This window comes from Streptomyces sp. NEAU-W12 (assembly GCF_026242095.1).
In the GTDB taxonomy this organism is placed as follows: domain Bacteria; phylum Actinomycetota; class Actinomycetes; order Streptomycetales; family Streptomycetaceae; genus Streptomyces.
In genome coordinates this window covers 283778-309801 of record NZ_JAPJDM010000004.1, presented here as the reverse complement: position 1 = coordinate 309801, position 26024 = coordinate 283778, and the positions used below count along the sequence as shown (strand labels likewise).

Sequence of the window (26024 nt, the reverse complement as noted above, 5' to 3'; positions counted from 1 at the left end):
GGGCTCGGGCTCGGGGAGAGGGTGGAGCCCTGAGCCGGGCCCGGGCGGGGCAGGAGAGCCCGCCCCCGCCCGCCTCCCGCCCCGGTCGCTCAGGCGTCCCGGTACGCCTCCAGCAGCCGGAGCCACACCTCACTGATCGTCGGATAGGACGGGACCGCGTGCCACAGACGGGCGACCGGCACCTGGGCGGCGACCGCGACGGTGGCCGAGTGGATGAGTTCGCCCACGCCGGGACCGACGAAGGTGACGCCGCGCAGGGTCTCGCTCTCGAGGTCGACGACCATGCGGGCGCGGCCCTTGTAGCCCTCGCCGTACAGACCGGCGCCCGCGACCGAGGCCAGGTCGACGTCGACGGCGCGCACCCGGTGCCCCGCTTCCTCCGCCTCGGCCAGGGAGAGGCCCACCGAGGCCGCCTCCGGATCGGTGAACACCACCTGGGGGACGGCGTCGTGATCGGCGGTGGCGGCGTGCGCGCCCCACGCCTGGCCGGTCACCGGCTCCCCCGCTGCCCTGGCGGCGATGGCGGCGCCCGCGACACGTGCCTGGTACTTGCCCTGATGGGTGAGCAGGGCACGCTTGTTGACGTCACCGACCGCGTAGAGCCAGTCCTGACCGGTCACTCGGAGGCTGTCGTCCACGGTGAGCCAGGAGCCGGGTTCCAGACCGACGGTCTCCAGGCCGATGTCGTCGGTGCGCGGGGCACGGCCGGTGGCGAAGAGGATCTCGTCGGCCTCGATCCGCTCCCCCGTGTCGGTGACGACCACGACGACACCGTTCTCCCTGGTCACCGAGGTTGCGGAGGTGCCGGTACGGAGGTCCACGCCGGCTTCGGTGAGCGCCTCGGCGACCAGTTCCCCGGCGAAGGGCTCCATACGGGGCAGCAGGCCCTTGCCGCGTACCAGGAGTGTGACCCGGGAGCCGAGTCCCTGCCACGCCGTGGCCATCTCGGTGGCGACGACACCGCCACCGACCACGACCAGCCTTCCGGGCACGGCCTGGGCGCTGGTGGCCTCCCTGCTGGTCCAGGGCGCGACCTCGTCGAGTCCGGGCATGCCGGGCAGCAGTGCGCGGCTGCCGGTGCAGACGGCGACGGCGTGCCGGGCGATGAGGACGCGCCGTGTTCCGTCGGCGGCGGTGACGGTCACCGTGCGCGGACCGGTGAGCCGCCCGACGCCGCGGTGGAGGTCGGCACCGACGGACTCCAGCCACTGGACCTGGCCGTCGTCCTTCCACTGGGAGGTGTACTCGTTGCGGCGGGCCAGGACCGCGTCCGCGTCGAGCGCCCCCTGCACCGACGCGCTCAGGCCGGGAAGGCGGCGGGCGTCGGCGCGCGCGAGGACGGGGCGCAGCAGGGCCTTGCTGGGCATGCACGCCCAGTAGGAGCACTCGCCGCCCACCAGTTCGCCCTCCACGATCGCGGTGGTCAGCCCCGCCGCGCGCGTGCGATCGGCGACGTTCTCCCCCACGGGCCCGGCACCGAGCACGACGACGTCGTAGGGGAGGGTCTCCGACTCCGGCGATTGCGATTGCGTCTGTGTCATGACGCCAGTCTGGTGGGTGGTGTGGCCGGTGGCCACATGGGTAGGGGCGCGGAATACGTGACCCGACGGCCGTGGTTGTACCGGCATCCCGCCCCGACATCAGGAAGAGGGACATACGCAATGAGCAGGACCGTGGAGCTCACCAAGGAGAACTTCGACCAGTTGGTCACGGAGAACGAGTTCGTTCTGATCGACTTCTGGGCGTCCTGGTGCGGACCGTGCCGTCAGTTCGCGCCGGTGTACGACAAGGCGGCGGAGGAGAACCCGGACCTGGTGTTCGGAAAGGTGGACACGGAGGCGCAGCCGGAGCTGGCCGCGGCCTTCGACATCCAGTCGATCCCGACGCTGATGATCGTCCGCGACCAGGTGGCCGTGTTCGCGCAGCCGGGCGCGCTGCCGGAGGCCGCGCTGACGGACGTCATCGGCCAGGCCCGGAAGCTGGACATGGACGAGGTCCGCAAGTCCATCGCCGAGCAGCAGGCCGCGCAGGGCGACGGCAAGGCGGACGCCTAGAACCGGGGCGGGCGACCGCCCCGGTTCCGCGACTAGAACGGGTACTGGGCGACGTCCCCGCGCACGGTGGTCCAGCGCACGTCGGTGAACGCCTCGATGTTGGCGTCTCCGCCGAAGCGGGAACCGGTGCCGGAGGCGGCGACGCCGCCGAACGGGGCGACGGCCTCGTCGTTCACGGTCTGGTCGTTGATGTGCACGATCCCCGTCGGAATGCGCTCCGCCAGGTCCAGGCCGCGGGCAGCGTCCCGGGTGACGATGCCCAGCGAGAGCCCGTAGGGACTCGCGGCGGCCAGGGCGGCGGCCTCGTCGGCACTGCCGAAGGGCCGTACGGGTGCGACGGGGCCGAAGACCTCCTCCGCGTAGGCGGGTGTGTCGTCGTGGGTGTCCGCGAGGACGGTGGGCCGGTAGAAGAGCCGGTCGTGGGCGCCGCCCGCGGCGAGTTTCGCGCCGCCGGCCGTACTGGACTCGACGAGGGCGTGCACCTTGTCCAGCTGCCCCTGGTCGATGAGCGGGCCGAGGTGGACCCGGTCGCGGTGCGGGTCGCCGACGGCGAGCGAGTTCGCCCTGGCGGCCAGCCGTTCCACGTACTCGTCGTAGAGCGAGGCGTGCACCAGGTGGCGTCCGGTCGTCATGCAGATCTGGCCCTGGTGGAAGAACGATCCCCAGGCGGCCGTGGAGATCACCGCCTCGATGTCGGCGTCCTCGAGCACGACCAGCGCGGAGTTTCCGCCGAGTTCCAGGTGGGCCCGCTTGAGGTGACGGCCTGCGGCCTCGCCGACGTGCCGGCCCGCGCCGGTGGAGCCGGTGAACGAGATGACGGGGATCCGCGGGTCGGCGACGAGTGCCTGGCCGGTTTCGGCGCCGCCCGGCAGGACGTGCAGCAGTCCTTCGGGCAGCCCCGCTTCGGCGAACACCGCGGCGAGCGCGAGTCCGCCGCAGACCGCGGTGCGCGGGTCCGGCTTCAGGACGACCGCGTTGCCGAGCGCGAGGGCCGGTGCGGCGGAGCGGATGGACAGGATCAGCGGTGCGTTGAACGGGGCGATGACGCCCACCACACCGGCCGGCACCCGCCGCGTGTAGGACAGCCGGGGCCCCTCGGTGGGCAGCACCTGTCCGACCGGCCGGGAGGCCAGGGCCGCGGCCTCGTAGCACTCCTGGGCGGCGACGTGCAGTTCGAAGTCCGCCTTGCCGGGGATGCTGCCGGACTCGCGGACCAGCCATTCCCGCAGCTCGCCGGCGTGCGCGGCGAACAGGTCGCCGGCCCTGCGGAGCACCGCGGCACGCACGAAGTGCGGGGCCCCGGCCCACTCGGCCTGTGCGGTGCGGCCCGCTTCGGCGGCGGCCCCCACATCCTCACCGGTGGCAAGGGTGACGGTGGCCAGTTGTTCGCCGGTGGCGGGTTCGGTGACGATGCGGTCGGGTCCCGAGAGGGGGCGGGCCTGCCAGGTCGTGGGGTCGAGCAACGGCATATGACGGCTCTCCGATCGGTCGCCGGGACCCGCGCCGGCGCGGGCCCAGGCTGTCCTCGCACGTACCAAATGGTTGAGCACACAACATCCTGCTCACGCCGCGTCCGGGCGCGCAGGACGTCCGGCCCACGCCCCGGTACGGAGGTGGGCTCCCGTCCACCGGGACGGTCCGGCTTCCCCCATCATGCGACGAGTCGATCGCGCACCGCATGCCCACCGGCCCGCGCCGCCCCTCGCCGGTCCGTGTCGTGTCAGCCGGACTCCCGCTGGATCACCGACGCACCCAGCACCTTGTGCGCCTCGGGGGCGGCGGCCGGATCGCGCACCGCGCGGTCGACGAGTTCGGCGAGCTCGGTGCCGGACGGCACCTCGAGGTGGACGGTGGTCAGCCGGGGCCGCAGCAACCGGCCCAGCATGAGGTTGTCGGCACCGACCACGGCCGTTTCCTCGGGGACGCGGACGCCGGCGTCCTGCAGGGCCCGCATCAGCAGCATCGCGTACTCGTCGTTGTACGTGAACACCGCGTCGAGGCCGAGGTCGCGCCAGCGGGCGGCGAGCCGCGTGGCGGCGCCCTCGTCGTGGGCGAGGGGCAGTTCGGTGACCGTGGCGCCGGTGCCGCGCAGGGCGGCCCGCACCCCCGCGAGCCGGGGCGCGGAGAACGCCTCCAGACCGGGCTCGCGCGGGACGACGACGCCGATGCGGCGCCGGCCCCGGTCGAGCAGGTGGGCTCCGGCGCTGTGGCCGACGACGTCGTGGTTCATCAGCAGGGCGTGCGCACCCTCGACGGTTTCCGGTCCGAGGGTGACCACGGCCCGCGCGCCGGAGCGTTTGAGGACGGCGACGCCCCGGGGGCCGAGCCCTGAACCGGGGACCAGCACGGCCACGGGACGCAGCTCGGCCCAGGCACGGGCGGCCTCGTCGTCGTGCACGCCGACGGTGCCGTACTGCACGACGGTGTAGTCGAGGCGGCCGAGCGCCACCTGGAGGTCGTTGATGAACTGGCTGTAGACCGGGCCGACCGGGAAGACCGGGGCGGGCATCAGCACCATGCGGCTGTGCCCGGCGCGTAAGCTGCGGGCCGCCGCGTGCGGCACGTACCCGAGCTCCCTGGCGGCCTCGCGGACACGGCGGCGGGTGGGCTCACTGATCCGGACGGCGTCGGCGTTGTTCAGGACGTAGGAGACGGTAGCGCGCGACACGCCCGCCAGGCGGGCCACGTCGGCGCTCGTGGGCACCGCACCCGGCAGCGGGCGGGCGGGCACGGGTTGCGCGGGCACGGCACCTGCGGGCACGGAGCACGTCGGTGCGGTGGATGCGGGCGCGGGCGGGTTCGGTATCTGCACCATGACGTAACGCATCCTTGCAGAAGCGTGAACGGGCCCTTCGCCCGGGGGAGTTGAGTGCATGACGCACCGCGTCCGCCGCAGTTCAGAACGGCCTTGCCGGTCCGGCGGCCGGGCGGACGCGGGCGGCCGGCCCCGGTCAGCGGGCGGACGCGGCGGGCGCCGTCAGACGGCCGACGACGTCCACCCACGCGGTTTCCAGCCGCGGCAGCGGCATCCCGCACTGCCGGGTCAGGTGGTGCACCAGGGCGGGGTCGAGCTGGGCCATCAGGGTGTGGGCGAGGAGGTCGCAGTCCGCATCAGGGACCGCCGCGCGCAGCAGCAGCGTCACGTGCCGGTGCAGCACACGGTGGGGCGGGTTGGTGAAGCGGCGGTCGGCGCAGGGCTGGGCGGCGAGCTGAAGATCCAGCTCGTCGGCCGTGCGGCGCAGCATGGCGACCCCGAAGGCCCGCAGCCGCTCGGCTGGCGGCGCGCCGGGGCCCAGCGGCGGGGGGCCGCCGAGGAAGGCTGCCTGGAACTTCTTCTCGGAGTGGTCGAGCAGGGCCGTCAGCAGTCCGGTGCGGTCGCCGAAGCGACGGAAGACCGTCCCCTTGCCCACCTGCGCCGCCGCGGCCACCGCCTCCATGGTGAGACCGTCCGCGCCACGCTCGGCGACCAGCAGAGCGGCGGCCTCCAGCAGCCGGGCACGGTTGCGCGCGGCGTCGGCCCGCAGGCAGGGCTCGTCGGGCTCGACACCGAGCTGCAGCAACTCCTGCGGCCGGACTGGCTCCTGGGGCATCGGGGCGGGCGGCGGGACAGCGGACATGAAGCCAGCGTAAAGCATCGGGAAGAAATTGGACCGCGGTCCGCTTAGAGTGCTAGAAACGTAACCGGACCTCGGTCCGGATGATTGCGGCACTGCCTCACCGGTGCCCTCGTCATGCGTTCCACCGGCTGGTTCACCTTGCCCGCCGTCCCCCGTACCGCACCTTCACACCCCCAGGAGTTTCGTATGTCTGTTCGCATCCTTGCTCTCGTAGGCAGCCTTCGTTCCGGTTCGCACAACCGTCAGCTCGCGGAGGCCGCGGTCAAGTTCGCGCCCGAGGGCTCCGAGATCGTGCTCCACGAGGGACTTGCGGAGATCCCGTTCTACAACGAGGACATCGACGTCGAGGGCACCGTCCCGGCCGCCGCCGTCCAGCTGCGCGAGGCCGTGGCGGGCGCCGACGCCCTGCTGCTCTTCACTCCCGAGTACAACGGCACGATCCCGGCCGTCCTGAAGAACGCGATCGACTGGCTGTCCCGCCCGTTCGGCGCCTCCGCCCTCGGCCAGAAGCCGGTCGCCGTGGTCGGCACCGCCTTCGGCCAGTACGGCGGTGTCTGGGCGCAGGACGAGGCCCGCAAGGCCCTCGGCATCGCGGGCGGGAAGGTGATCGAGGACATCAAGCTCTCCATCCCCGGCTCCATGACCCGTTTCGCCGGCATCCACCCCGCCGACGACTCCGAGGTGGCCGGCCAGCTCACCGAGGTCATCGTCCGCCTGAACAGCCACGCCACCGCGGCGACCGCCGCCTGACGGGATCCGGCGTGACCGCGCCCGAGGCGCCCAGAGGGGCCGGAGCCGTGGCCGTGGCCCCACGGATCCGGCCCCTCTGGGCATGCGTCCTGCCCGGTGCCTCGGTTCAGACCCCCGCCGCCGCACGCTCCTCGCGGTGGATCGGTGTCCGCGCGCCGGTCAGCGGCGCGCCCGTGCCGCCCCGGCGGGCCGCGACGATCTCCGCCACGATGGACACGGCGGTCTCCTCCGGCGTGCGCGCCCCGAGGTCGAGGCCGATCGGCGACCTGAGCCGGGCCAGCTCCCGCTCGCTCACACCCGCCTCGCGCAGCCGCCGCTCCCGGTCCACGTGGGTACGGCGCGACCCCATCGCCCCGACGAACGCCACCGGCAGTGCCAACGCCAGCGCCAGCAGCGGCACGTCGAACCTGGCGTCGTGGGTGAGCACGCACAGCACCGTGCGCCCGTCGGTGACGGTGGTGCGCAGGTAGCGGTGCGGCCAGTCGACGACGATCTCGTCCGCCTCCGGGAAGCGTGCCCGGGTGGCGAACACCGGCCGGGCGTCGCAGAGGGTCACGCGGTAGCCGAGGAACTTGCCGGCCCGCACCAGCGCCGCCGCGAAGTCGACCGCGCCGAAGACGATCATGCGGGGCGGCGGCTGCGCCGACTCCACGAACAGGGTCACCCCGCCGGGGCAGTGCGATCCGTCCGCCGAGAGGCCGACGGTGCCGGTGCGTCCGCCGTCCAGCAGGGCCCGCGCCTCGGCCGCCGCCGTACGGTCCAGCTCCGGATGCCCGGCGAGGCCGCCCTCGTACGACCCGTCGGGGCGGACGAGCAGCGCGCCGCCGAGCAGTCCGGCCGGGCCGCGGACGACCCGGGCGAGCGCGATGGGCCCGCCGTCGGCCACCGCGGACAGAGCCGGGGAGAGCACCTCGCGGGCGGAGGCGTGCGCGCCGACCGGGGTGACCATGATGTCGATGGTCCCGCCGCAGGTCAGACCGACCGCGAAGGCGTCCTCGTCGCTGTACCCGAACCGCTGGACCCGCGTCCCGCCGTCCGCGAGCGCCTCCGCGCACAGCTCGTACACCGCTCCCTCGACGCAGCCGCCGGAGACCGAGCCGATCACCGTTCCCTCATCGTCGACGGCGAGCGCGGCGCCGGGCCCGCGCGGTGCGCTGCCGCTCACGGAGACGACGGTGGCGACGGCGAACTCCCTTCCCTCAGCGAGCCATCGGCGCAGCTCGTCGGCGATGTCAAACATGCGGCCCGCCCGCGGTGAGGACCCGGTCCGGCCGGATGGGCAGGGTCCGGTGCCGCACTCCGGTCGCGTGCCAGACGGCGTTGGCGACCGCCGCCGCGACCCCCACGATGCCGATCTCGCCGATGCCCTTGATGCCGACCGGGTCGTCGGGGTCCGGGTCGTCCACCCAGTACGCCTCGACGAGCGGTACGTCGGCGTGACTGGCGATGTGGTAGCCCGCGAGGTCACCGCCGTAGTGGGAGCCCGAGGCCCGGTCGCGGATCCCTTCCTCGTGCAGGGCCATGGAGATGCCCCAGATCATTCCGCCGACGAGCTGGCCGCGCGCGGTGAGCGGATTGACGATCCGCCCGGCGGCGAACACTCCGAGCAGGCGGCGCACCCGCACCTCGCCGGTGGTGACGTCCACGGCGACCTCGGCGAACTGCGCCCCGAAGGAGTGCCGTTCCACCTGCGCCAGGGAACCGAGGGCCGCGGTGGTGTCGGAGCGTACGGTGATGCCCTCCGGCGGGATGCCCTCCGGGGGAAGGCCGGCCCCCGGCGCGAGGCGTTCCCGCAGTTCGTCGGCGGCGACGGTGATCGCCCAGGCCCAGGAGCGGGTTCCCATGGAACCGCCGGCGATCATCGCGGGGCCGAAGTCGCTGTCACCGATCCGCATCCGGATCCGCGCGGGCGCCACCCGGAGCGCGTCGGCGGCGACCAGGGTGAGCGCTGTACGGGCCCCGGTGCCGATGTCGGCCGCCGCGATCCGCACGGTGAAGGTGCCGTCCGCCTCTGCCGTCACTGCGGCCGTGGAGGGGCCGGCGCCCGCGGGGAAGGAGGCTGCGGCCGTGCCGGTGCCGATCAGCAGGTTCCCCTCCCGGCGCAGGCCGGGTCGCGGGTCGCGGTCGGCCCAGCCGAAGCGGCGGGCGCCCTCCCGGAAGCAGGCGTCGAGGTTGCGGCCGCTGAACGGCATCCCGGAGACCGGTCCCCGGTCGGGTTCGTTGCGCAGGCGCAGCTCGATCGGGTCGACGCCGCACCGCTCGGCGAGTTCGTCGAGCGCCGCCTCCAGCGCGAAGGCTCCCGGGGCCTCGCCCGGCGCCCGCATCCAGGTCGGTGACGGCACGTTCAGCCGCAGCGCCTCGTTCGCGGTGCGGTGGGCGGGGGCGTCGTACATCACCCGTGCCACGCCGGCGCTGGGCTCGACGAACTCCCAGACCGTCGACGTCTGGCTGAGCGAGCGGTGCTCCAGGGCGCGCAGCCGGCCGTCGGCGTCGGCGCCGAGCCTGATCCGCTGGGCGGTGGGACTGCGGTAGCCGGTGAGCGAGAACATCTGTCGACGGGTCAGGACCACGCGGACCGGGCGCCGCAGCGCGGTGGTGGCCATCACCGCGGACACCTGGTGGGCGCGCAGGCCCTTGCTGCCGAAGCCGCCGCCGATGTGCTCGGAGCGCACCCGCACGGCGGACGGGTCGAGGGAGAACATCCGGGCGAGTTCGTCGGCGACCCAGGTGGTGCCCTGGTTGGAGTCGACGACCTCGAGCCGCCCGCCGTCCCACAGGGCGGTCGCCGCGTGCGGTTCCATCATGCTGTGGTGCTCTTCGGGGGTGGTGTACTCGACGTCCACGACATGGGCGGACGCGGCGAGTCCGGCTTCCAGGTCGCCCTTCTCCGTCACCCCGGGCATGTGGCCGTCCACCGGGTACGCCTCGGGGCGGTTCCCATGGAACTCGATGTCGTGCGGCTCCTGTTCGTACGTCACGACGAGCGCCTCGGCGGCCTCGCGGGCCTGCTCGGAGGTCTCGGCGACGACGAGCGCGACGGGCCAGCCGGCGTGCGGGACCCGGTCGTTCTGGAAGACGGCGGCGGTAGGGTCCGGCGGGACGCCCAGCAGGCCGACGTAGTCGAGGTGGAGGCGCGGGGCGTTGCCGTGGTGCAGCACGGTGAGCACACCGGGCATCGCGAGCACGGGAGCGGTCTCGACGGAGCTGATCCGGCCGCGGGCCACGGTGGACAGCACCAGCCAGCCGTGGGCGAGGCCGGTGAAGGGGATCTCGCCCGCGTAGCGGGCGGCTCCGGTCACCTTGTCACGGCCCTCCACGCGGGTGTGCGCGGTGCCCACCGCGCCCGTGAGAGCGGCCCGGTCGGTTGTGGTGGCGGTCATCGGGCGGTCTCCTCGGCGAGTTCGGACAGGACGGCCACCACGAGGTTGCGCATGAGGGTCACCTTGTACGCGTTGCCGGGCAGCGTCCGGGCCCCGGCCAGTTCGGCGTCGGCGGCCGCGGCGAAGTGGTCGGCGGACGCCGGGGCCCCGTTCAGCACGTGTTCGGCCGCGTACGCCCGCCACGGCCGGGACGCGACCGCGCCGAAGGCGAGCCGCGCCTCGCGCACGACACCGCCGCTGATGTCGAGGGCGGCGGCGACGGAGCCGATTGCGAAGGCGTACGAGGCGCGTTCGCGCACCTTGCGGTAGCGGGAGGCCGGCGGCACGGGCGGCAGCGTGACGCCGGTGATGAGCGCGCCCGGCGGCAGGGCGGTCTCCCGGTGCGGGGTGTCGCCGACGGGCAGGTAGAAGTCGGCGAGAGGCACCTCGCCTGCTCCGTCGACGGTCCGATACGAGACGACGGCGTCGAACGCGGTCAGTGCCACCCCCATGTCGGAGGGATGGACGGCGATGCAGTGCTCGGAGGCGCCCAGGACGGCGTGGTTGTGGTGCTCGCCCTCGACGGCGGGGCAACCACTGCCGGGGAGGCGCTTGTTGCAGGGCTTGGTCACGTCGGCGAAGTAACCGCAGCGGGTGCGCTGAAGCAGGTTCCCGCCGACGGTGGCCATGTTGCGCAGTTGCCCGGAGGCTCCGGCGAGCACCGCCTGGGCCAGCGCCGGGTAGCGTCGGCGGACCTCGGGGTGGGCGGCGAGATCGCTGTTGGTCACGGTGGCACCGATGCGCAGTCCGCCGTCACCGGTCGACTCGATGTGATCCAGGGGGAGCCGGCGTACGTCGACGAGCCGCGCGGGGCGTTCGACGCCGGTCTTCATCAGGTCGACGAGGTTGGTTCCGCCACCGAGGTAGCGGGCGTCGGGGTCGGCGTCGAGCAGGGCGACCGCGCCGGGGACGTCCTCGGCGCGCCGGTAGTCGAACTCCCTCATGCGGCAGCCTCCTCGGTGGCTCCGGCGGTTGTGACGGCTTCGGTGGCGCCGGCGCCCCCGGGGCTTTCGGCAGCGGCGCGGGCGACGGCCTCGACGATCGAGACGTAGGCGCCGCAGCGGCACAGGTTGCCGCTCATGCGTTCGCGGATCTCCTGCGGGGTCAGCGGCGGCGGTCCCGCTTCGGGCCGTATGTCGTCGGTGACGGCGCTGGGCCAGCCCGCTGCGTGTTCCTCGATGACGGCGACGGCGGAACAGATCTGGCCGGGTGTGCAGTAGCCGCACTGGAAGCCGTCCAGGTCGAGGAAGGCCTGCTGCACGGGGTGCAGCAGGCCTTCCTCGGCGAGGCCTTCCACGGTGGTGATCTCCCGGTCCTCCTCCGCCACGGCCAGTTGCAGGCAGGAGAGGGTCCGGCGGCCGTCGACCAGGACCGTGCAGGCGCCGCACTGCCCCTGGTCGCAGCCCTTCTTGGTGCCGGTCAGATCGAGGCGCTCGCGCAGGGCGTCGAGCAGGGTGGTGCGGGGGTCGACGGACAGCATGTGCTTCTCGCCGTTGATGTTCAGGGTGACGTTGCTGGACGTCGAGGGGGGCATGAGCAGCCTTCTTTCGCGGATCCGTGCAGGCCTGCGGGGCCCTCGGGAGGCGGACGGAAAGGAATCGGTCAGAAGGTCGGCAGGGGGTCTTGCACACGGACCGGGAGCGCCGGCGCCGGCCGTCCGCGGGCACACCTGCCCGCTCTCCCGCACCGTCCGCGGTCACCGATACGATGCGCCGAAGCGGACGGTTGTCCGTTACCGGAAATTTAGTGGACAGCTGTCCGCTTAGCAAGGACAGGTTTCGGCCATGCCCGAAAGGAGGACGGACGAATGGGTCAGGACACGGGGCAGACGCCGGGCGGTGAGGGCAAGCCTCAGGACAAGCCCGCACCCCCGCACGCGCAGGCGCCCCTGCGGTCGGACGCGCAGCGCAACCGCGAGCGCATTCTGGAGGTCGCCCTGGTCGAGCTGACCCGGTCGGCCGACACCCCGCTGAGCGTGATCGCCAAGAGGGCGGGCGTCGGTCAGGGCACGCTCTACCGGAACTTCCCCAGCCGGGAAGACCTCGTCCTGGAGATCTACCGCCACGAGATGCGCCAGGTCGCCGACAGCGCTGCCCGGCTGCTGGAGACCCGGGAACCCGACCATGCCCTGCGCGAGTGGATGGACCGGCTCGCCCGGTTCGCGATGACCAAGGCCGGGCTGGCCGACGCCATCAGGCAGGCCACCGGCGCGCCGGGCGGCCCGGCGAAGCCGGGACCCAGCCCCGTGATCGAGGCGGCCGACCTTCTGCTGCGCGCCTGTGAGGAGACGGGAACCATCCGGCCCGGAGTGTCCGTGGACGACATGCTGCTAGCGATCGGCGGCCTCTGGCAGCTGGATCCCGCGGCGGACTGGCAGCCGAGGGCCACCCGGGTGCTGGACATCGTCATGGACGGGCTGCGCGCCGGGGCGCCCGGACGGCGGTAGGCGCGGACGGCCGGCGACGACGGGACCGGAGGCCCTCTGCTCGAGGTGGCGGCCGAAGGCCGTGCGCGTGGCGGGTGCTCAGGCCGGGGACACGGTCCGGTTCGCGTATCGGCCCCGCCGGCATGACCGCCGCCCTCGTCGGCATCGCCCTCACTCCGGCGGCCCGCGGGAGGCCCTGGAGACAGTCGGCTGCGCCGCGGGAGATGCCCCGTTCCCCTCACGGCCCCTCTCGCATTGCGGGCCCTTCGGCCTGCGGCTGAGATGGACGGCAGGCCACGGCACTCCCGCGGGGTCCGCGGGGCACGGTGCGGGCGCCTCCACGAAGGACCTCGGCCCCGCTCCCCCACGCCGTGCCCGCACGGCGGCCGCCCAAGGCCCGGCCGCGGTCCACCGTGATTGCCCCCGCCCGACCGGGATACACGGGTTGCCCCAGGACTCCGCCGGACCGGGTCCCGGACCGGATTGGCTCAGCGGCCCCGGGGCACGCGACCTACCGGGGCCGGGCGGTCCGGAGCCGGCGCTCCGGGTCTCCGGGTCCCGGGGGGGGGGAAGCACCGGGGCTCCTGCGCCACGGCCTCCGGACAGTGCCGAAGAGACCCGGGTCCGTGTCGTGCGGAGCCCGGCACGTCACCACCGAACGACGAAAGGCAGACCCATGACGGAGACCTCGCCTGCCACCACGACGGACTCCGGCGCCCCGGCGGAGAGTGACGAGCACTCGCTCACCGCGGGCGCGGGAGGTCCGGTACTGCTGCAGGACGCCTACCTGATCGAGCAGATGGCCCAGTTCAACCGGGAGCGGATCCCCGAACGCCAGCCGCACGCGAAGGGAAGCGGCGCTTTCGGCTATTTCGAGGTGACCCACGACGTGAGCGCCTACACGAAGGCGGCCGTCTTCCAGCCGGGCACCCGTACCGACCTGCTCATCCGCTTCTCGACCGTCGCGGGCGAGCGTGGCAGCCCGGACACCTGGCGCGACCCGCGCGGCTTCGCGGTGAAGTTCTACACCAGCCAGGGCAACTACGACATGGTCGGCAACAACACGCCGGTGTTCTTCGTCAAGGATCCGATGAAGTTCCAGCACTTCATCCGGTCGCAGAAGCGCCGGGCGGACAACAACCTGCGCGACCACGACATGCAGTGGGACTTCTGGACCCTCTCACCGGAATCCGCCCATCAGGTCACCTGGCTCATGGGGGACCGCGGCATCCCGCGCACCTGGCGCCACATGAACGGTTACACCTCCCACACCTACATGTGGATCAACGCCGACGGCCAGCGGTTCTGGGTGAAGTACCACTTCAAGACGGACCAGGGCATCGAGTGCTTCACCCAGCACGAGGCGGACCAGATGGCGTCCGCCGACACCGACTACCACATGCGGGACCTCTTCGAGCACATCCGTGACGGCGAGTACCCGAGCTGGACCCTGTATGTGCAGGTCATGCCGTACGAGGAAGCCGCGGGTTACCGGTTCAACCCGTTCGACCTGACCAAGGTGTGGCCGCACGGCGACTACCCCCTCATCCCGGTCGGCCGCATGACACTCGACCGCAACCCGACCGACAACCACGCCGAGATCGAGCAGGCGGCCTTCCAGCCCAACAACCTGGTCCCGGGCATCGGCCCGAGCCCGGACCGCATGCTGCTGGCACGGCTCTTCTCCTACGCCGACGCCCACCGTCACCGGATCGGGGCCAACTACCAGCAGCTCCCCGTGAACGCGCCGGTCGTCGACGTCCACACCTACTCCAAGGACGGCGCGATGGCCTACCGGAAGACCACCGATCCGGTCTACGCGCCGAACTCCAAGGGCGGTCCCGCCGCCGACACCGGGAAGTACGGCACCCCGCCCAGCTGGGAGACCGACGGGGCCATCACCCGCACCGCCTATGTCAGCCACGCCGAGGACGACGACTGGGGGCAGCCCGGCACCCTGGTGCGCGAGGTCATGGACGACGCCGCACGCGACCGGCTGGTGGACAACGTCGTCGGGCACCTCCTCAACGGCGTGAGCGAGCCCGTCCTCCAGCGGGCCTTCGAGTACTGGTCGAACATCGACAAGACCATCGGTGACCGCATCGCCCGGGGCGTGCGCGCGAAGGCGGACGAGAAGGACCCCAAAGCCGCCGCCCAGGCCAACCCGGCCCGGAGCTCCATGCAGGCCAAGGCCTGACGCCTCCCGCGAAGGGCTGGGGCCTGTGGTGAGAGTGGCGTCGTCGCCCGAGGGGCGGCCGCGCGGCGTCATGGGGCCCCTGCTCGAGCGAGGCCGGGAGCTCGGGGGAGCGTGATCCCGGCGTACCGCCCGGAAGCCCTCGTACCGGGCGGGCGTACCCGGGCTCTCGTCCGGTGCGGCGGGAGGGGTGCCTGCGGGCGTCGCGCGGCAGGCACCCCTCCCGCAACAGGCCCTGCAGTCCCTCCCGAGGCCCCGTCGGTGCGGGGCGTGTGCCACGACAGCGCACGCCCCGCACCCGCACGCCCCGGGGCCGGCACCCGCAGGAGCGCCGTCCTCAGGCGACGGCCGTCGGCGCGAGCTCGCGCAGTTCCCGCAGCGCGGCCTCGACCGCCGGGCGGGCGTGTGCGCCCCCTCGGGTACAGGTCAGCAGTTTGCGGTGCGGGTTGCCCGCGCAGCGTACGCGGGTGATCGGCAGGTGCGGGGCCAGCTGGGCCAGCCGCGGGATCAGGGCGACGCCGAGCCGTTCCGCTGGTGTCACGGCACAGCACCGCCGCCGGCAGCACCGTGTGGACCCGTTGCGGCTGCGGCTCGCTCCAGGTCCGTGCCGTCGACGGCCGGGGCGCCCGCGTCGTCACCCGCAGCAGGCCGCCCGCCGGCGTCGTCCCGCCGGCCCGGGCGTGCGGGGCACCCGGCTGAGCGGGCCGAACGGCCCGGTCCACTCGACCGCCCGGCTCCGGAGGGATCAGACCGCCCCGGGGACTTCCTCCGTGACGCCGTTGAGGGGGGAGTCGGGGTCGGTGCCGTAGGGGCGGGTGATCACTTCCAGGCCGTGGCCCGCCGGGTCGAGGAAGTACACGCCGTGGCCGCCGTCGTTGCGGTTGATCCGCCGCGGGTGACGGCCGTGCGGATCGGCCTGGATGGGGATCCCGTCGTCCACGAGCCGGGCGAGGACGGGGCCGAACTCGTCCTCGGAGACGAGGAACGCGTAGTGCTGCATGGGGATGTCGGTGTTGATGGTCGCGAAGTCCAGGGTGACGCCGTTGGCCGTCGTCACCGGCAGGAACATCCCGGCCGGCTCGCCGACCTCCAGGCCCAGGATCCGGGCGAGGAAACGGGCGGACTTCTCCCGGTCGCGGGTGAGAACGATGGTGTGGTCGAACTCGACTGGCATTCTTTCCATGCCTCCACGGGCATCCGCGGCGCCTCCATGCCTCACCCGACCGATGACCGACACGCGATGCCGCACCGGCATGGTAGACACCTGCGCCGAAGCTCGTCGAGGCGTTTTCCGCGGGCGGTGACGGGGCGTCGCCCTGCCACACCGTCCTGACATCTGTCAGGGACCCGTCGGCCGCGCGTCTCCCTAGGGTGCTGAGCACGGACCGCGTCGGCCGACCGCCGATCCGGACCGTGCGAACCCACACCATCACCATCACATGTCCGGGGGACAGCATGAAGAGCCTGACGCGCCGCACCGTCACCGTGCTTGCCGCGACCGCCCTGACCGTCGGTGGCCTCGCCGGCACCGCCCTGGCCTCGCCCGCGGAGCGCGACTTCGTCGTGGCCGCACCGGCCGCGGACGACCCGGCGCTCACCAACGTGTACGTCTGGGCCACCAACGTCAACCTGCGCGAGTGGCCGAACACCCGGTCCAACATCCTGGCGGTCCGCTCGCAGTACTGGCTGGACGCCGTGTGCCAGACCCGGGGCGAGACGGTCACCGACCCGGCCGTGGGCACCAACCACTGGTGGACCCAGGTCATGGAACTCTCCGGCAGCGACGTCGCCTGGGTGAACAACCTGTACCTGCGGGGCGGCCAGAAGATCGCGGGCGTGCCCGGCTGCTGAACCGCCGCGCCGTGACATGCCTGTGGCGGGGGCCCCGGGCCGGGGGGCCCCCCCCCCCGGCGCGCGGGGCGCCCGGGGCCCCCCGGGGCCCGGCCCACCCCCGGCGCCGGCCCTGGGGGGGGGGGGGCCCCGGGGACCGGCGCCCCGCCACAGGCTTCGCGCTGTCAGCAGTGGCCCACCGGGCCGCTGTCCGTGTGGAGGACGTAGGTGACGCTGACCCACCCGGTGGCGTTCCCCCGGTGGGCCGTCAGGTGGATCCGGTCTGCGTCCGAGTTCCGGCAGGGCGCAGTGAAGGTGTACCGGAAGGAGCCTGGCCCGGGGTGGTGCCGTCGACGGGCCTGCTGCGGACGCTGACGCCGTCACCGAGGAAGTGGCCTCCCCGGGACCGCGCCTGCCGGGTACCGGTGCCGGGATCCGGCGACGTCCCCTGGGCGCCGGCCGTCGCCGCGCGCGTCCGCGGCGTCGGCCGGTCGCGGCTGTCCCCTGCGGGGGAGCAGGGCGAGGTGCTCCTCTCGCACCAGGCCGAAGCGCAGGGCGACCGAGGCCAGGCGGGCGCGCTTGGCCCCGGTGCGGCCGCCGTCGGCCGGGGTTCCGGTGTCCTCGCCGGGGTCGAGCCGCAGCTTGGCGAAGGCGAGGTAGTCGATGTGGTAGTTCACCGCGGAGCGGGTCAGATCACGGCAGGACTCCAGGGGGCGCAGCCGCTGGGCGATCTCCCCGACACCGGGCAGCGCCGCGTCGGACGGATCGCGCAGCAGCGGTTCGCAGAGGGCGACGAGGACGAGGAAGTACTTCGCCGTCGGATCCAGCGCGAAGGGGTGGACCGTCTGTTCGCCGAGGCCCTGCGCGGACCGCTCGCCGAGGTAGGCGTGCTGGGGGGCGAACACCTTGAAGGCGGCGGTTTTGGTCAGGGCGGGCAGCACCACCCGGGAGAACTCGAAGGGCACGGGTGCGCCGAGCCGGCCCGGGGCCACGGTGATGTACTCGCCGGCGCCCTCCAGGTTCTCCACCACGTAGGACACGCTGCGGCTGAAGTTGGACAGCCGCCAGTAGTCACCGGCCGCCTCCAGCTGTCCGGCCCGGCGGGAGATTCCGGGATCGTCCAGCGTGATGGACACTCCCCCGCCGACGGCCGGCCCCCGCCCGAGGTCGACGACGTCGCCCGGCCCGAGGTGGAGCAGTTCGGGCTTGCCCGAACGGCCCGCCGGGCCCGGCCCGTGCTCCGGCGGCTGCGCGGGTTCCGGCAACTGGACGATGATCGTTTCCACTGCGTCTCCCCCGATCGGTCGCCGGAATCACCGGAATTGCAGGGGCGGGAGACGCGCGGCAGCCGAGGCGCGCGCCGGTATCGGGCCGGCGCCGTCAGTCCGTCCACAGTTCTGCGCTGTCGCACACGTCCGCGTTCATGTTGCGCTCCATCATCCGCAGGGCGGCGTCCGCCAGGTCGGCGTGGATGTGGGCGACGGCGTCACGTGGGACGGTCACCTCGATGGCGCGGATGTGGGCATCGAGCGAGGAGTACAGCACGCACTGTTCGGTCACCTGGCCGCACAGCACGAGCCGGTCGACGCCCTGCTCGTGGAGCAGGTAGTGCAGCGGGGTCTCGAAGAAGATCGAGTGACGGGCCTTGACCACGAAGAGGGCGGAATCCGTCGGTCGCAGCGGTTCGACGAGATCCGCGTGCGGTCCCGACAGGGCCTTGTCGAGCAGTTCGCCGTGGTGCGACCGCCACTCTCCGAAGTTGTCGTTGACGTAGATCACCGGCACGCCCCGCTCCCGGGCCCGCCGCAACAGCCCGGAGATGACGGGGACCACCGATCGTGCGGCCGGTATCAGCAGCTCGGCGTCCGCATGATCATAGGTGTTGATCATGTCGATGACGATCAGTGCGGTCTTGCCCATCTGCGGGGCCCTCTCGGACGGAACTCGATCGGGTCTCACGGCAGGGCCCGGCCGTCCCTGCCGGACCCCACCGGAACCGGAGTACCCGCTGGGAGCGCCTTCAAGCGCAGGTATGCCTCATCAGGGCCGTCCGGCCCTAGTCCGGTGGGTTTGCGCCGTCGACGATGGACTGATGTTCCCCAGCGATGGTTTCCGCGCGCTCGACCGCCAGGAGTGCCTGCGCCTGCTGGCCGAGGTGCCGGTCGGCCGCGTCGTGTACACCCGGCAGGCCCTGCCCGCCGTCCTCCCGGTCAACTTCTCCCTGGACACGGACGGCTCCGTGCTGCTGTGCACCTCGCGGGACTCCGACCTGGTGCGCGCGATCGACGGTGTCGTGGTGGCCTTCGAGGCCGACGACTTCCAGCCCGGACGCCGGTCCGGCTGGAGTGTGGTGATCACGGGCCGGGCGGCCGTGGTGACCGGCCCCGCCGAGCACGAGCGGCTGCTGCGGACCGGCCCCGACACCTGGAGGCCGATGCGGGACGGGGTGTTCGTGCGGATCGAGGCCGGGATGGTCTCGGGACGGGAACTCACGGGTCTGCGCGTCCGCGGCACCGCGTGAACGGCCCGAACGGTTCGAACGGCGCGGGGCCACCGCTGCCGCACGGCGGTTGATCACGGTCCCGGGGCGTCCCGTACCGTACGCCTGTGACCGAGTACTGCACTGAGGACGTCCCGGGACGCTTCGGCTCCACCGCCACCGTCGAGACCGAAGCCGGTGAGGTGGGCCGGGTGCGCACGGAGTACTCGCCCGAGTACGACGGCGACCCCGACCCCGGGGAGATCGTCTGGACCTGGGTGCCCTATGAGGAGAACGACGGCCGGGGCAAGGACCGTCCCGTGCTCGTCGTCGCACGGGAGCCGACCGGAACGTTCCTCGCGGTGCAGCTGTCGAGCAGGCAGCGCGACGGGGACCGGGACTGGGTGCCGATCGGCAGCGGACCGTGGGACCGCTCGGGCCGCGATTCGTGGGTCGCCGTCGACCGGGTGCTGCGGCTGCACGAGGACGGCATGCGCCGCGAGGCGTGCGCCCTGGACCGGATGCGGTTCAATCTGGTGCGTCACCGGCTGCGGGAGCGGTACGGCTGGAACTGACTCCTCACGGGGGCGTCGCCGGACCGGTGAAGGTCCGCTCGAACGCCGTGCGGACCTCCCTTTCGCGTGTGCGGTCCAGAATTCCGAACACCACGTGCTCGAACGCCCCGGCGAACCGTCCGTCCGGCTCCAGGAGCTCCCGGAACGCGGCCGCCACCTGCGCCGGGTCGTTGCGGAACACCCCGCAGCCCCACGCGCCCAGCACCAGCCGCCGGTAGCCGTGGGCCGCGGCGGTCTCCAGCACCCGCTCCGCCCGGACGGCCAGGGCGCGGGGCAGCTCGGCCGCGCGATCCGGTGCCGTCCGCAGGATCACGCCGGCGTTCGGGGCGGCCGAGGTGAGGAAGCCGGCCGTGAACGGCTCGTCGAGGAGCCGGCCGCGGTCGTCGCGGAAGACGGGCACGGCGGGTGAGTGGATCACCCGGTCGCTGTGGAGCGGGTCGCGGCGGCTCCGGTGGTGGTCCGTAGAACTCGGCCGCCCGCAGCAGGCAGACGTACAGGGCGGAGGCGCGGCACAACGCCTCTTCCTGGGCCTGGGCCCCCTTGAGGTAGCCTCCCCCCGGATTCCGGGCGGAGGCGAAGTTCAGCACGGCGGGCCCGCCGGGCGAGCCGTACCGGTCTGCCGCCGGCCGGCGCGCGGCCTCCAGGCTGCTCTCCCCGGTGGCCTCGATCCGGACCCCCGCCCGCCGGAACGCCGAGGACGGCACCCGCAGCGGCTCCGGCCCGTACGTCCGCGTACCCTCCCGTGCGGCTCCGATCGCCGCCGCCAGGTGCACCTCGCGGCCGTCGGCCGGGGCCCGGTAGAGCCCTGCCACCACGATCCGCTCGGTCGCGCGGGCGACGCCGCGCAGGCGCGCGCTCACGCCGCGCCCCCCGTACGCGCCGTGACCGCGTGCCCCGCGCTCTCCCCCGTGGGGCGCGCCGGCTTTTCCCTCGTCGTGCCCATACGGGCATCGTGAGCGATGCTGAGGAGGCGACGCAACGGAGTTTCCCTCCCCCGGAAGGTCCGGGGGAGGCGGTGGAAGGGCCCCTGGAAGAGCCCTCGAAGACGGACGGGACGGACAGGTCACCGACCCGGAAGGCCTCGCCAGGCGCTCTTGTGCTGAGCCCGGGGAGGGTTTTGGGTGGACGGGTTGATGCCCGACCGGCCGAAGGACGCCGGGCGGGCGACATGATGGCATCTCAGGAGGATTCCCCCATGTCCGATTCGACACAGGGCTGTACCGAGCCACGCCCAGCCGTCACCGAGGCCGAGGTGGAGGCTCTCGTGCGAGGCATCTGCTTCAAGACGGGACCACCACGTCGCCTCGGTGTGGAGGTGGAATGGCTCGTCCACGAACTGCGCACCCCGCGGCTCCCTGTGACACCCGAACGACTCGAAGCGGCCTACGCCGCTCTGCGGACCGTGCACCTGGATTCGGCGCTCACCGTCGAACCCGGAGGCCAGCTGGAGCTCAGCTCGCAGCCCGCCGCCTCCCTCATGGAGTGCGTCGGCACCGTCCGCGCCGACCTCGACGCCGTCCGCGCGGTTCTGCGCGAGGACGGGCTCGGCCTCGTCGGCCTCGGCCATGACCCCTGGCACACTCCGCGCCGGTTCCTGCGCGAACCCCGCTACGACGCCATGGAGACCTGTCTCGACCGCACCGGCCCCGCCGGCCGCGCCATGATGTGCGCGTCGGCGTCCGTGCAGGTGTGCCTGGACGCCGGGTACGAGGAACCCGGCACCCTCGGTCATGTACGGCGCTGGTGGCTGGCGCACCAGCTGGGCGCGGTACTCGTGGCCGCGTTCGCCAACTCCCCGCTGGCCGGCCACCGGCCCACCGGCTGGCTGTCCACGCGGCAGCTGCGCTGGACGCAGATCGGCACCGGCCGCGCGGGGGGCCCCGTGCTGGACTCCGATCCGCGCGGCGCCTGGGCCCGGCACGTCCTGGACGCGCCGGTGATGTGCGTGCGGCAGGACAGCGGACCGTGGGACGTGCCGGAGGGGCTGACCTTCCGCGGGTGGACCAGGTCCGGGGTGCCGCGGGCGCCCACCCGGGAGGACCTCGACTACCACGTCAGCACGCTGTTCCCGCCGGTCAGGCCGCGTGGTCACCTGGAGCTGCGGATGATCGACGCGCAGCCCGGCGACGACGGCTGGATCGTGCCGCTGGCCGTGGCGGGGGCGCTGTTCGACGATCCGGAGGCCGCCGAGACGGCCTACCGTGCGGTGAAGCCGCTGGCCGAACGGACCTGCGGCAGGCCCGCGCCGCACAACCCGCTGTGGCGGGACGCGGCCCGCGGCGGTCTGGCCGACCCGGAGCTGCGCGAGGTGGCCGCCGTCTGCTTCGCGGCGGCGCTGCGGGCCCTGCCCGGACTGGGTGCCACCACCGACGTCGTGGAAGCGGTGGCCGCCTACCAGGACCGCTATGTCGCCCGCGGCCGCTGCCCGGCCGACGACACGCTCGACGCCCTGCGCGCCGGAGCGGTCGCCGCGCACCCGCGGGGCACGCCGGGCGCCCGCCCCCGCACCACACCCCACTCCCCCGGAACCCGCACCTCGTACGCGCACGGAGCGCGTCCGCACGGGAAGGACACCTCCCGATGACCGGCCCCGCCCTCGACGCCGAAGCCCTGCGCGAGCGCGCGGTCGCCTCGCTGGTCACCGCGCGCGACCGGACCACCCTGCTGACCAGCTGTGTCGACGGGCCCGATCTCACCGCGCAGCACTCACCGCTGATGTCGCCGCTGGTGTGGGACCTGGCTCACATAGGCAATCAGGAGGAGCAGTGGCTGCTGCGGGCCGTCGGCGGTCAGGAGGCGATCCGCCCCGAGATCGACAGCCTCTACGACGCCTTCGAGCACCCGCGGGCCGAGCGGCCGAAGCTGCCGCTGCTGCCTCCCGAGGAGGCCCGCCGGTACGCCTCGCAGGTGCGTGTCCGGGCACTGGACGTGCTGGAGAGCACCGCCTTCCACGGTGAGCGGCTGACCGAGGCGGGGTTCGCCTTCGGGATGGTCGCGCAGCACGAACAGCAGCACGACGAGACGATGCTGATCACCCATCAGCTGCGCAGCGGCCCGCAGGTCCTGGCCGCCCCGGACCCGGAGCCGGTGCCGCTGTTCACCGGTCCGTCCGAAGTGCTCGTCCCGGGCGGCCCGTTCACCATGGGAACCTCCGACGAGCCGTGGGCGCTGGACAACGAACGTCCGGCACACCGGCGCGAGGTGGCGCCGTTCCACATCGACACGGCGCCGGTGACGAACGCCGCCTACCAGGAGTTCATCGAGGACGGCGGCTACGGCGAGCCGCGCTGGTGGACCACGGAGGGCTGGGCCCACATCCGCCGGAACTCCGTCACCGCCCCGCTGTTCTGGCGCCGGGACGGCGGGCAGTGGCTGCGGCGCCGCTTCGGTGTCACCGAGGCCGTACCGCCCGAGGAGCCGGTGCTGCACGTGTGCTGGTACGAGGCGGACGCGTACGCCCGCTGGGCCGGACGCCGGCTGCCCACCGAGGCCGAGTGGGAGAAGGCCGCCCGGCACGACCCGGCCGGCGACCGCTCGGCGCGTTACCCCTGGGGCGACGCCGAACCCGGCCCGGAGCACGCCAACCTCGGCCAGCGCCACCTGCGGCCCGCACCCGCGGGCAGCTATCCGGCAGGTGAGTCACCGCTCGGGGTGCGCCAGTTGATCGGTGACGTGTGGGAGTGGACGTCCAGCGACTTCCTGCCCTACCCGGGATTCAGGGCATTCCCCTACAAGGAGTACTCAGAGATGTTCTTCGGGCCAAGGTACAAGGTGCTGCGCGGTGGTTCGTTCGCGGTGGACGCCGTGGCCTGCCGAGGCACGTTCCGCAACTGGGACCATCCGGTCCGGCGGCAGATCTTCTCCGGGTTCCGCACGGCCCGCTCGGAGAACACCTGATGTGCCGCCATATCGCCTATGTGGGGCCCGAGAAGCCGCTCGGCAGGCTCCTCGTGGACCCGCCGCACGGGCTGTACCGCCAGTCGTGGGCACCCCGGCACCAGCGGTACGGGACGGTCAACGCCGACGGTTTCGGGGTGGGCTGGTACGCGCCCGGGGACCCGGCGCCGGCCCGGTACCGCAGGGCGGGACCGGTCTGGGCGGATCTGTCGTTCGCCGATCTCGCCCGGGTCGTCCGCACCCCGGCGCTGCTCGCGGCCGTACGGGACGCGACCCTGTCGGGCGCGGACGCCGAGGCCGCGGCGGCGCCGTTCGCCGCAGGGGCCTGGCTGTTCAGCCACAACGGCGCCGTTCGGGGCTGGCCGGGCACGCTCGCACCGCTCGTGGCAACCCTGCCGCCCGAGGACGTGCTGTCGCTGGAGGCCCGCAGCGACTCCGCGCTCGTGTGGGCCCTCGTGCTCGCCCGGCTGCGGGCGGGGTACCCCGGGGAACCGGAGGGGCAGGCGCTGGCCGACACCGTGCTGGAGATCGCCGCGGCGGCCCCCGGGTCCCGGCTCAACCTGCTGCTCACCCAGGGCGACACGATCACCGCGACCGCGTGGGGCGACACGCTGTGGTACCTCGCCCGGCCGGGCGGCGGCACCGTCGTGGCCTCCGAGCCGTACGACGACGATCCGCACTGGCGCGAGGTCCCCGACCGCACCCTGCTGGCCGCCAGCGGCACGGACGTGCTGCTCACGCCGCTCAAGGAGCCGGACGACGTCCTGGCGGGCACCGGCACACCGGCACGACCCGCATCGGCACCACCGAAGGAGCACCGCACGTGAGTCCGTTCCGCCTCACCCGTACCCTGCCCGAGGACGCCACCGGCGCCGCCCTGCGCGCCGACGTCCGCGAGGGCCTGACCGGCAGCCCCAGAACGCTGCCGCCGAAGTGGTTCTACGACGCGCGGGGCAGTGAGCTGTTCGAGGAGATCACCGGACTGCCCGAGTACTACCCGACGCGTGCCGAGCGCGAGATCCTGCTCGCCCGCTCCGGTGAGATCGCCGAGGCGTCCGGTGCCCGCACCCTCATCGAACTGGGCTCCGGTTCCTCGGAGAAGACCCGTCACCTGATCGACACGCTGGCCGGGCTGCACACCTACGTCCCCGTCGACGTCAGCGAGAGCGCCCTGGCCCTGGCGGGCCGGGCACTCCTCGCCGAGCGGCCGGGGCTGAACGTGCACGGCCTGGTCGACGACTTCACCGGCCGCATGACGCTGCCCGACACCCCGGGTCCGCGCCTGGTGGCGTTCCTCGGCGGCACGATCGGTAATCTGCTGCCCGCCGAGCGGGCCGCGTTCCTGGCCTCCGTGCGGGCGATGCTCGCCCCGGGGGACGGGCTGCTCCTCGGTACGGACCTGGTCAAGGACGAGAAGGTGCTGGTCCGGGCGTACGACGACGCGGCCGGGGTGACGGCCGCGTTCAACAAGAACGTCCTGGCCGTCATCAACCGGGAGCTGGGTGCCGACTTCGATCCGGCCGCCTTCGACCATGTGGCCGCGTGGGACGCCGGGCACGAGTGGATCGAGATGCGGCTGCGTTCACGCGACCCGCAGACCGTGAAGATCCCCGCGCTCGGCCTCGCCGTCGACTTCGGTGCGGGCGAGGAGCTGCGCACCGAGATCTCGGCGAAGTTCCGCAAGGAGCGCGTGCGGGAGGAACTGGCTGCCGCCGGGCTGGAGTTGTCCCGGTGGTGGACGGACGAGGAGGAACGGTTCGCGCTGTCGCTGAGCGTGGCGCGCTGACCGGGGCGCCTGCGGACAGCACCGGCGCCCGCCGGAAGGGCCCGGTACGGGGCGGGCGTGGGGCTCGTACGGGTGCACCGCACCTTGGTACCGGCCGATGGGCGGGTCGAGGAGTGCCGGACATCCGGCGCTCGGGACGGCCCGACGTCTCGCGCTCGGCCACCTCCTCGGGCAGGGTGGAGTGACGTGTGACACAGGAGGCGGCTCCCGGACCGGTGGGAGCCGCCGACGAGAGGAGCACCCGTATGTCGAACCACACCTACCGGGTCACGGAGATCGTCGGCACCTCGCCCGACGGCGTGGAACAGGCCGTCCGCAACGGCGTCGAGCGCGCCTCGCAGACCCTGCGCAATCTGGACTGGTTCGAGGTGACCCAGGTGCGGGGCCACCTCGAGGAGGGTCGCATCGCGCACTGGCAGGTGGGGCTGAAGGTCGGTTTCCGTCTGGAGGACTCGGCCTGAGCCGCCCGCCCCGCGGCCCACGGGAGGGCGGGAGGGGTGGTTGTCAGGCCCTCCCCTCCCGCCCTGCGCCGCCCCCGGCTCCCCCGACGGGGCCGTCCAGCGGGCGTGCACGACGGTGAATCCCGCCCGCCGGGCGTCCGCGCAGACCAGTTCGTCGTCGTCCACGAGCACCCGGCTCTCCCGGGTGCGGGCGAGGCGGCGCAGGATCGCCGGCTCGGCGTGCCGGGCGGGCCGCCGGTCGGCGTCGCCGCGCCCGCGTCCCGGCCCTTCGGACAGCTCCTGGGTGGCCGGCCACTCCAGCGTGTCACGCCTGCAGCGCCCGGGACGCCCGATGAGGTGGACGACGTCGCACTCCCGCACGCTCTCGCGCACCGGTGCGGGGCCCTCCGCGAGGGGCGGATCCTCGGGCGCGGCGGCGAAGAAGGCGGCCCAGTCCCGCGGTCTGCGCTCCGGGAACCGCTGCCGGTGCGCGGTGTCGGCGAGGGGTTGTCCAGGTCGAACACGACGAGCGGCCGCTTGTCACGGTGGATCACACCG

The 26024-nt window shown here is 73.4% G+C and carries 22 protein-coding genes and 4 pseudogenes; 12 read left to right on the top strand and 14 right to left on the bottom strand.

Annotated features, from left to right (window positions below):
* Positions 1-89 precede the first annotated feature (89 nt).
* Positions 90-1541 carry a dihydrolipoyl dehydrogenase family protein gene (locus ORI94_RS07395; protein ID WP_266073555.1) on the bottom strand — a complete coding sequence of 484 codons (1452 nt, stop codon included), beginning with the start codon at positions 1539-1541 and terminating at the stop codon, positions 90-92.
* Positions 1542-1661: 120 nt separating this feature from the next.
* On the opposite strand from ORI94_RS07395, the gene trxA reads away from it, so the two are divergent.
* Complete coding sequence (gene trxA / locus ORI94_RS07390) at positions 1662-2054, top strand: thioredoxin (RefSeq protein ID WP_266073554.1); 393 nt, start codon at positions 1662-1664, stop codon at positions 2052-2054.
* Between the two features lie 32 nt (positions 2055-2086).
* Here the strand turns inward: trxA and ORI94_RS07385 are convergent, their stop codons facing one another.
* From ORI94_RS07385 to ORI94_RS07375, 3 genes are all read right to left on the bottom strand, one after another.
* Positions 2087-3523 carry a benzaldehyde dehydrogenase gene (locus tag ORI94_RS07385; RefSeq protein WP_266073553.1) on the bottom strand — a complete coding sequence of 479 codons (1437 nt, stop codon included), beginning with the start codon at positions 3521-3523 and terminating at the stop codon, positions 2087-2089.
* Between the two features lie 251 nt (positions 3524-3774).
* Positions 3775-4869: a LacI family DNA-binding transcriptional regulator gene (locus tag ORI94_RS07380; protein ID WP_416237787.1), complete on the bottom strand. Its 1095-nt coding sequence runs from the start codon at positions 4867-4869 to the stop codon at positions 3775-3777.
* Positions 4870-5005: 136 nt separating this feature from the next.
* The gene (locus ORI94_RS07375) at positions 5006-5671 is read right to left on the bottom strand and encodes a TetR/AcrR family transcriptional regulator (RefSeq protein WP_266073551.1); all 666 of its coding nucleotides are present in this window, start codon (positions 5669-5671) and stop codon (positions 5006-5008) included.
* A 186-nt stretch (positions 5672-5857) separates the two neighbouring features.
* Between ORI94_RS07375 and ORI94_RS07370 the strand changes: the two genes are divergently transcribed.
* A complete protein-coding gene (locus tag ORI94_RS07370; protein ID WP_266073550.1) occupies positions 5858-6421 on the top strand; it encodes an NADPH-dependent FMN reductase in 564 nt (187 codons plus the stop codon).
* A gap of 106 nt (positions 6422-6527) precedes the next feature.
* On the opposite strand, the gene ORI94_RS07365 is transcribed toward ORI94_RS07370, so the two are convergent.
* Genes ORI94_RS07365 through ORI94_RS07350 form a run of 4 tightly spaced genes read right to left on the bottom strand, consistent with a single transcriptional unit; the run spans position 6528 to position 11374 of the window.
* Complete coding sequence (locus ORI94_RS07365) at positions 6528-7661, bottom strand: XdhC family protein (RefSeq protein WP_266073549.1); 1134 nt, start codon at positions 7659-7661, stop codon at positions 6528-6530.
* Positions 7654-9801, bottom strand: a complete 2148-nt coding sequence (locus ORI94_RS07360) for a xanthine dehydrogenase family protein molybdopterin-binding subunit (protein WP_266073548.1) — start codon at positions 9799-9801, stop codon at positions 7654-7656. The genes ORI94_RS07365 and ORI94_RS07360 overlap by 8 nt, the downstream gene beginning before the upstream one ends.
* Positions 9798-10784 carry an FAD binding domain-containing protein gene (locus ORI94_RS07355; RefSeq protein WP_266073547.1) on the bottom strand — a complete coding sequence of 329 codons (987 nt, stop codon included), beginning with the start codon at positions 10782-10784 and terminating at the stop codon, positions 9798-9800. Before ORI94_RS07355 ends, ORI94_RS07360 begins: the two co-directional genes overlap by 4 nt.
* Entirely contained in the window at positions 10781-11374 is a 594-nt protein-coding gene (locus tag ORI94_RS07350) for a 2Fe-2S iron-sulfur cluster-binding protein (RefSeq protein ID WP_266073546.1), read from the bottom strand. The genes ORI94_RS07355 and ORI94_RS07350 overlap by 4 nt, the downstream gene beginning before the upstream one ends.
* A gap of 273 nt (positions 11375-11647) precedes the next feature.
* Between ORI94_RS07350 and ORI94_RS07345 the strand changes: the two genes are divergently transcribed.
* Both ORI94_RS07345 and ORI94_RS07340 read left to right on the top strand, forming a co-directional pair.
* Complete coding sequence (locus tag ORI94_RS07345; protein ID WP_266073545.1) at positions 11648-12286, top strand: TetR/AcrR family transcriptional regulator; 639 nt, start codon at positions 11648-11650, stop codon at positions 12284-12286.
* Between the two features lie 655 nt (positions 12287-12941).
* Positions 12942-14462 carry a catalase gene (locus ORI94_RS07340; RefSeq protein WP_266073544.1) on the top strand — a complete coding sequence of 507 codons (1521 nt, stop codon included), beginning with the start codon at positions 12942-12944 and terminating at the stop codon, positions 14460-14462.
* Between the two features lie 334 nt (positions 14463-14796).
* On the opposite strand, the pseudogene ORI94_RS07335 reads toward ORI94_RS07340, so the two are convergent.
* Together ORI94_RS07335 and ORI94_RS07325 are read right to left on the bottom strand one after the other, a co-directional pair.
* Positions 14797-14991 (bottom strand): annotated as a pseudogene (locus tag ORI94_RS07335) (LysR family transcriptional regulator); the annotation flags it as partial.
* A 213-nt stretch (positions 14992-15204) separates the two neighbouring features.
* Complete coding sequence (locus tag ORI94_RS07325; protein WP_266073609.1) at positions 15205-15633, bottom strand: VOC family protein; 429 nt, start codon at positions 15631-15633, stop codon at positions 15205-15207.
* 281 nt (positions 15634-15914) lie between these two features.
* Between ORI94_RS07325 and ORI94_RS07320 the strand changes: the two genes are divergently transcribed.
* Positions 15915-16310: a peptidase M23 gene (locus tag ORI94_RS07320; RefSeq protein ID WP_266073543.1), complete on the top strand. Its 396-nt coding sequence runs from the start codon at positions 15915-15917 to the stop codon at positions 16308-16310.
* A 470-nt stretch (positions 16311-16780) separates the two neighbouring features.
* Here ORI94_RS07320 and ORI94_RS07315 read toward each other — a convergent pair.
* Together ORI94_RS07315 and ORI94_RS07310 are read right to left on the bottom strand one after the other, a co-directional pair.
* Positions 16781-17575, bottom strand: a pseudogene (locus ORI94_RS07315) (serine/threonine protein kinase); the annotation flags it as partial.
* Positions 17576-17669: 94 nt separating this feature from the next.
* A complete protein-coding gene (locus ORI94_RS07310; protein WP_266073542.1) occupies positions 17670-18209 on the bottom strand; it encodes an isochorismatase family cysteine hydrolase in 540 nt (179 codons plus the stop codon).
* A 172-nt stretch (positions 18210-18381) separates the two neighbouring features.
* Here ORI94_RS07310 and ORI94_RS07305 point away from each other — a divergent pair, with 172 nt between their 5' ends.
* Both ORI94_RS07305 and ORI94_RS07300 read left to right on the top strand, forming a co-directional pair.
* Positions 18382-18810 (top strand): pyridoxamine 5'-phosphate oxidase family protein, encoded by a 429-nt coding sequence (locus ORI94_RS07305; protein WP_266073541.1) that lies wholly within the window; start codon positions 18382-18384, stop codon positions 18808-18810.
* An 86-nt stretch (positions 18811-18896) separates the two neighbouring features.
* Positions 18897-19343, top strand: coding sequence for a type II toxin-antitoxin system PemK/MazF family toxin (locus ORI94_RS07300; protein WP_266073540.1), 447 nt, complete (start codon positions 18897-18899; stop codon positions 19341-19343).
* Between the two features lie 4 nt (positions 19344-19347).
* Here ORI94_RS07300 and ORI94_RS07295 read toward each other — a convergent pair.
* Positions 19348-20203, bottom strand: a pseudogene (locus ORI94_RS07295) (TIGR02452 family protein).
* Between the two features lie 335 nt (positions 20204-20538).
* Between ORI94_RS07295 and egtA the strand changes: the two are divergent.
* The 5 genes from egtA to ORI94_RS07270 all read left to right on the top strand — a co-directional run bounded on the left by egtA (position 20539) and on the right by ORI94_RS07270 (position 25487).
* Entirely contained in the window at positions 20539-21927 is a 1389-nt protein-coding gene (egtA, locus tag ORI94_RS07290) for an ergothioneine biosynthesis glutamate--cysteine ligase EgtA (RefSeq protein WP_266073539.1), read from the top strand.
* Positions 21924-23240, top strand: coding sequence for an ergothioneine biosynthesis protein EgtB (gene egtB, locus ORI94_RS07285; protein WP_266073538.1), 1317 nt, complete (start codon positions 21924-21926; stop codon positions 23238-23240). The genes egtA and egtB overlap by 4 nt, the downstream gene beginning before the upstream one ends.
* A complete protein-coding gene (egtC, locus tag ORI94_RS07280; RefSeq protein WP_266073536.1) occupies positions 23240-24067 on the top strand; it encodes an ergothioneine biosynthesis protein EgtC in 828 nt (275 codons plus the stop codon). The genes egtB and egtC overlap by 1 nt, the downstream gene beginning before the upstream one ends.
* On the top strand, positions 24064-25026 hold the full coding sequence (gene egtD / locus ORI94_RS07275; protein WP_266073535.1) for an L-histidine N(alpha)-methyltransferase: 963 nt from the start codon (positions 24064-24066) through the stop codon (positions 25024-25026). Before egtC ends, egtD begins: the two co-directional genes overlap by 4 nt.
* A 245-nt stretch (positions 25027-25271) precedes the next feature.
* Entirely contained in the window at positions 25272-25487 is a 216-nt protein-coding gene (locus ORI94_RS07270; RefSeq protein WP_266073534.1) for a dodecin, read from the top strand.
* Between the two features lie 51 nt (positions 25488-25538).
* Here the strand turns inward: ORI94_RS07270 and ORI94_RS07265 are convergent.
* Positions 25539-26020, bottom strand: a pseudogene (locus ORI94_RS07265) (hypothetical protein); the annotation flags it as partial.
* Positions 26021-26024: the final 4 nt, after the last annotated feature.

Excerpts from the sequence above, each read along its gene's own strand:
- ORI94_RS07340 (WP_266073544.1), top strand. The coding sequence starts at position 12,942 with ATGACGGAGACCTCGCCTGCCACCACGACGGACTCCGGCGCCCCGGCG.
- ORI94_RS07320 (WP_266073543.1), top strand. The coding sequence starts at position 15,915 with ATGAAGAGCCTGACGCGCCGCACCGTCACCGTGCTTGCCGCGACCGCC.
- ORI94_RS07350 (WP_266073546.1), bottom strand. The coding sequence starts at position 11,374 with ATGCCCCCCTCGACGTCCAGCAACGTCACCCTGAACATCAACGGCGAG.
- ORI94_RS07325 (WP_266073609.1), bottom strand. The coding sequence starts at position 15,633 with ATGCCAGTCGAGTTCGACCACACCATCGTTCTCACCCGCGACCGGGAG.
- ORI94_RS07375 (WP_266073551.1), bottom strand. The coding sequence starts at position 5,671 with ATGTCCGCTGTCCCGCCGCCCGCCCCGATGCCCCAGGAGCCAGTCCGG.
- ORI94_RS07395 (WP_266073555.1), bottom strand. The coding sequence starts at position 1,541 with ATGACACAGACGCAATCGCAATCGCCGGAGTCGGAGACCCTCCCCTAC.
- ORI94_RS07270 (WP_266073534.1), top strand. The coding sequence starts at position 25,272 with ATGTCGAACCACACCTACCGGGTCACGGAGATCGTCGGCACCTCGCCC.
- ORI94_RS07345 (WP_266073545.1), top strand. The coding sequence starts at position 11,648 with ATGGGTCAGGACACGGGGCAGACGCCGGGCGGTGAGGGCAAGCCTCAG.
- ORI94_RS07380 (WP_416237787.1), bottom strand. The coding sequence starts at position 4,869 with ATGGTGCAGATACCGAACCCGCCCGCGCCCGCATCCACCGCACCGACG.
- ORI94_RS07305 (WP_266073541.1), top strand. The coding sequence starts at position 18,382 with ATGTTCCCCAGCGATGGTTTCCGCGCGCTCGACCGCCAGGAGTGCCTG.
- trxA (WP_266073554.1), top strand. The coding sequence starts at position 1,662 with ATGAGCAGGACCGTGGAGCTCACCAAGGAGAACTTCGACCAGTTGGTC.
- ORI94_RS07365 (WP_266073549.1), bottom strand. The coding sequence starts at position 7,661 with ATGTTTGACATCGCCGACGAGCTGCGCCGATGGCTCGCTGAGGGAAGG.
- ORI94_RS07310 (WP_266073542.1), bottom strand. The coding sequence starts at position 18,209 with ATGGGCAAGACCGCACTGATCGTCATCGACATGATCAACACCTATGAT.
- egtB (WP_266073538.1), top strand. The coding sequence starts at position 21,924 with ATGACCGGCCCCGCCCTCGACGCCGAAGCCCTGCGCGAGCGCGCGGTC.
- egtA (WP_266073539.1), top strand. The coding sequence starts at position 20,539 with ATGTCCGATTCGACACAGGGCTGTACCGAGCCACGCCCAGCCGTCACC.
- ORI94_RS07355 (WP_266073547.1), bottom strand. The coding sequence starts at position 10,784 with ATGAGGGAGTTCGACTACCGGCGCGCCGAGGACGTCCCCGGCGCGGTC.
- egtC (WP_266073536.1), top strand. The coding sequence starts at position 23,240 with ATGTGCCGCCATATCGCCTATGTGGGGCCCGAGAAGCCGCTCGGCAGG.
- ORI94_RS07385 (WP_266073553.1), bottom strand. The coding sequence starts at position 3,523 with ATGCCGTTGCTCGACCCCACGACCTGGCAGGCCCGCCCCCTCTCGGGA.
- ORI94_RS07370 (WP_266073550.1), top strand. The coding sequence starts at position 5,858 with ATGTCTGTTCGCATCCTTGCTCTCGTAGGCAGCCTTCGTTCCGGTTCG.
- ORI94_RS07360 (WP_266073548.1), bottom strand. The coding sequence starts at position 9,801 with ATGACCGCCACCACAACCGACCGGGCCGCTCTCACGGGCGCGGTGGGC.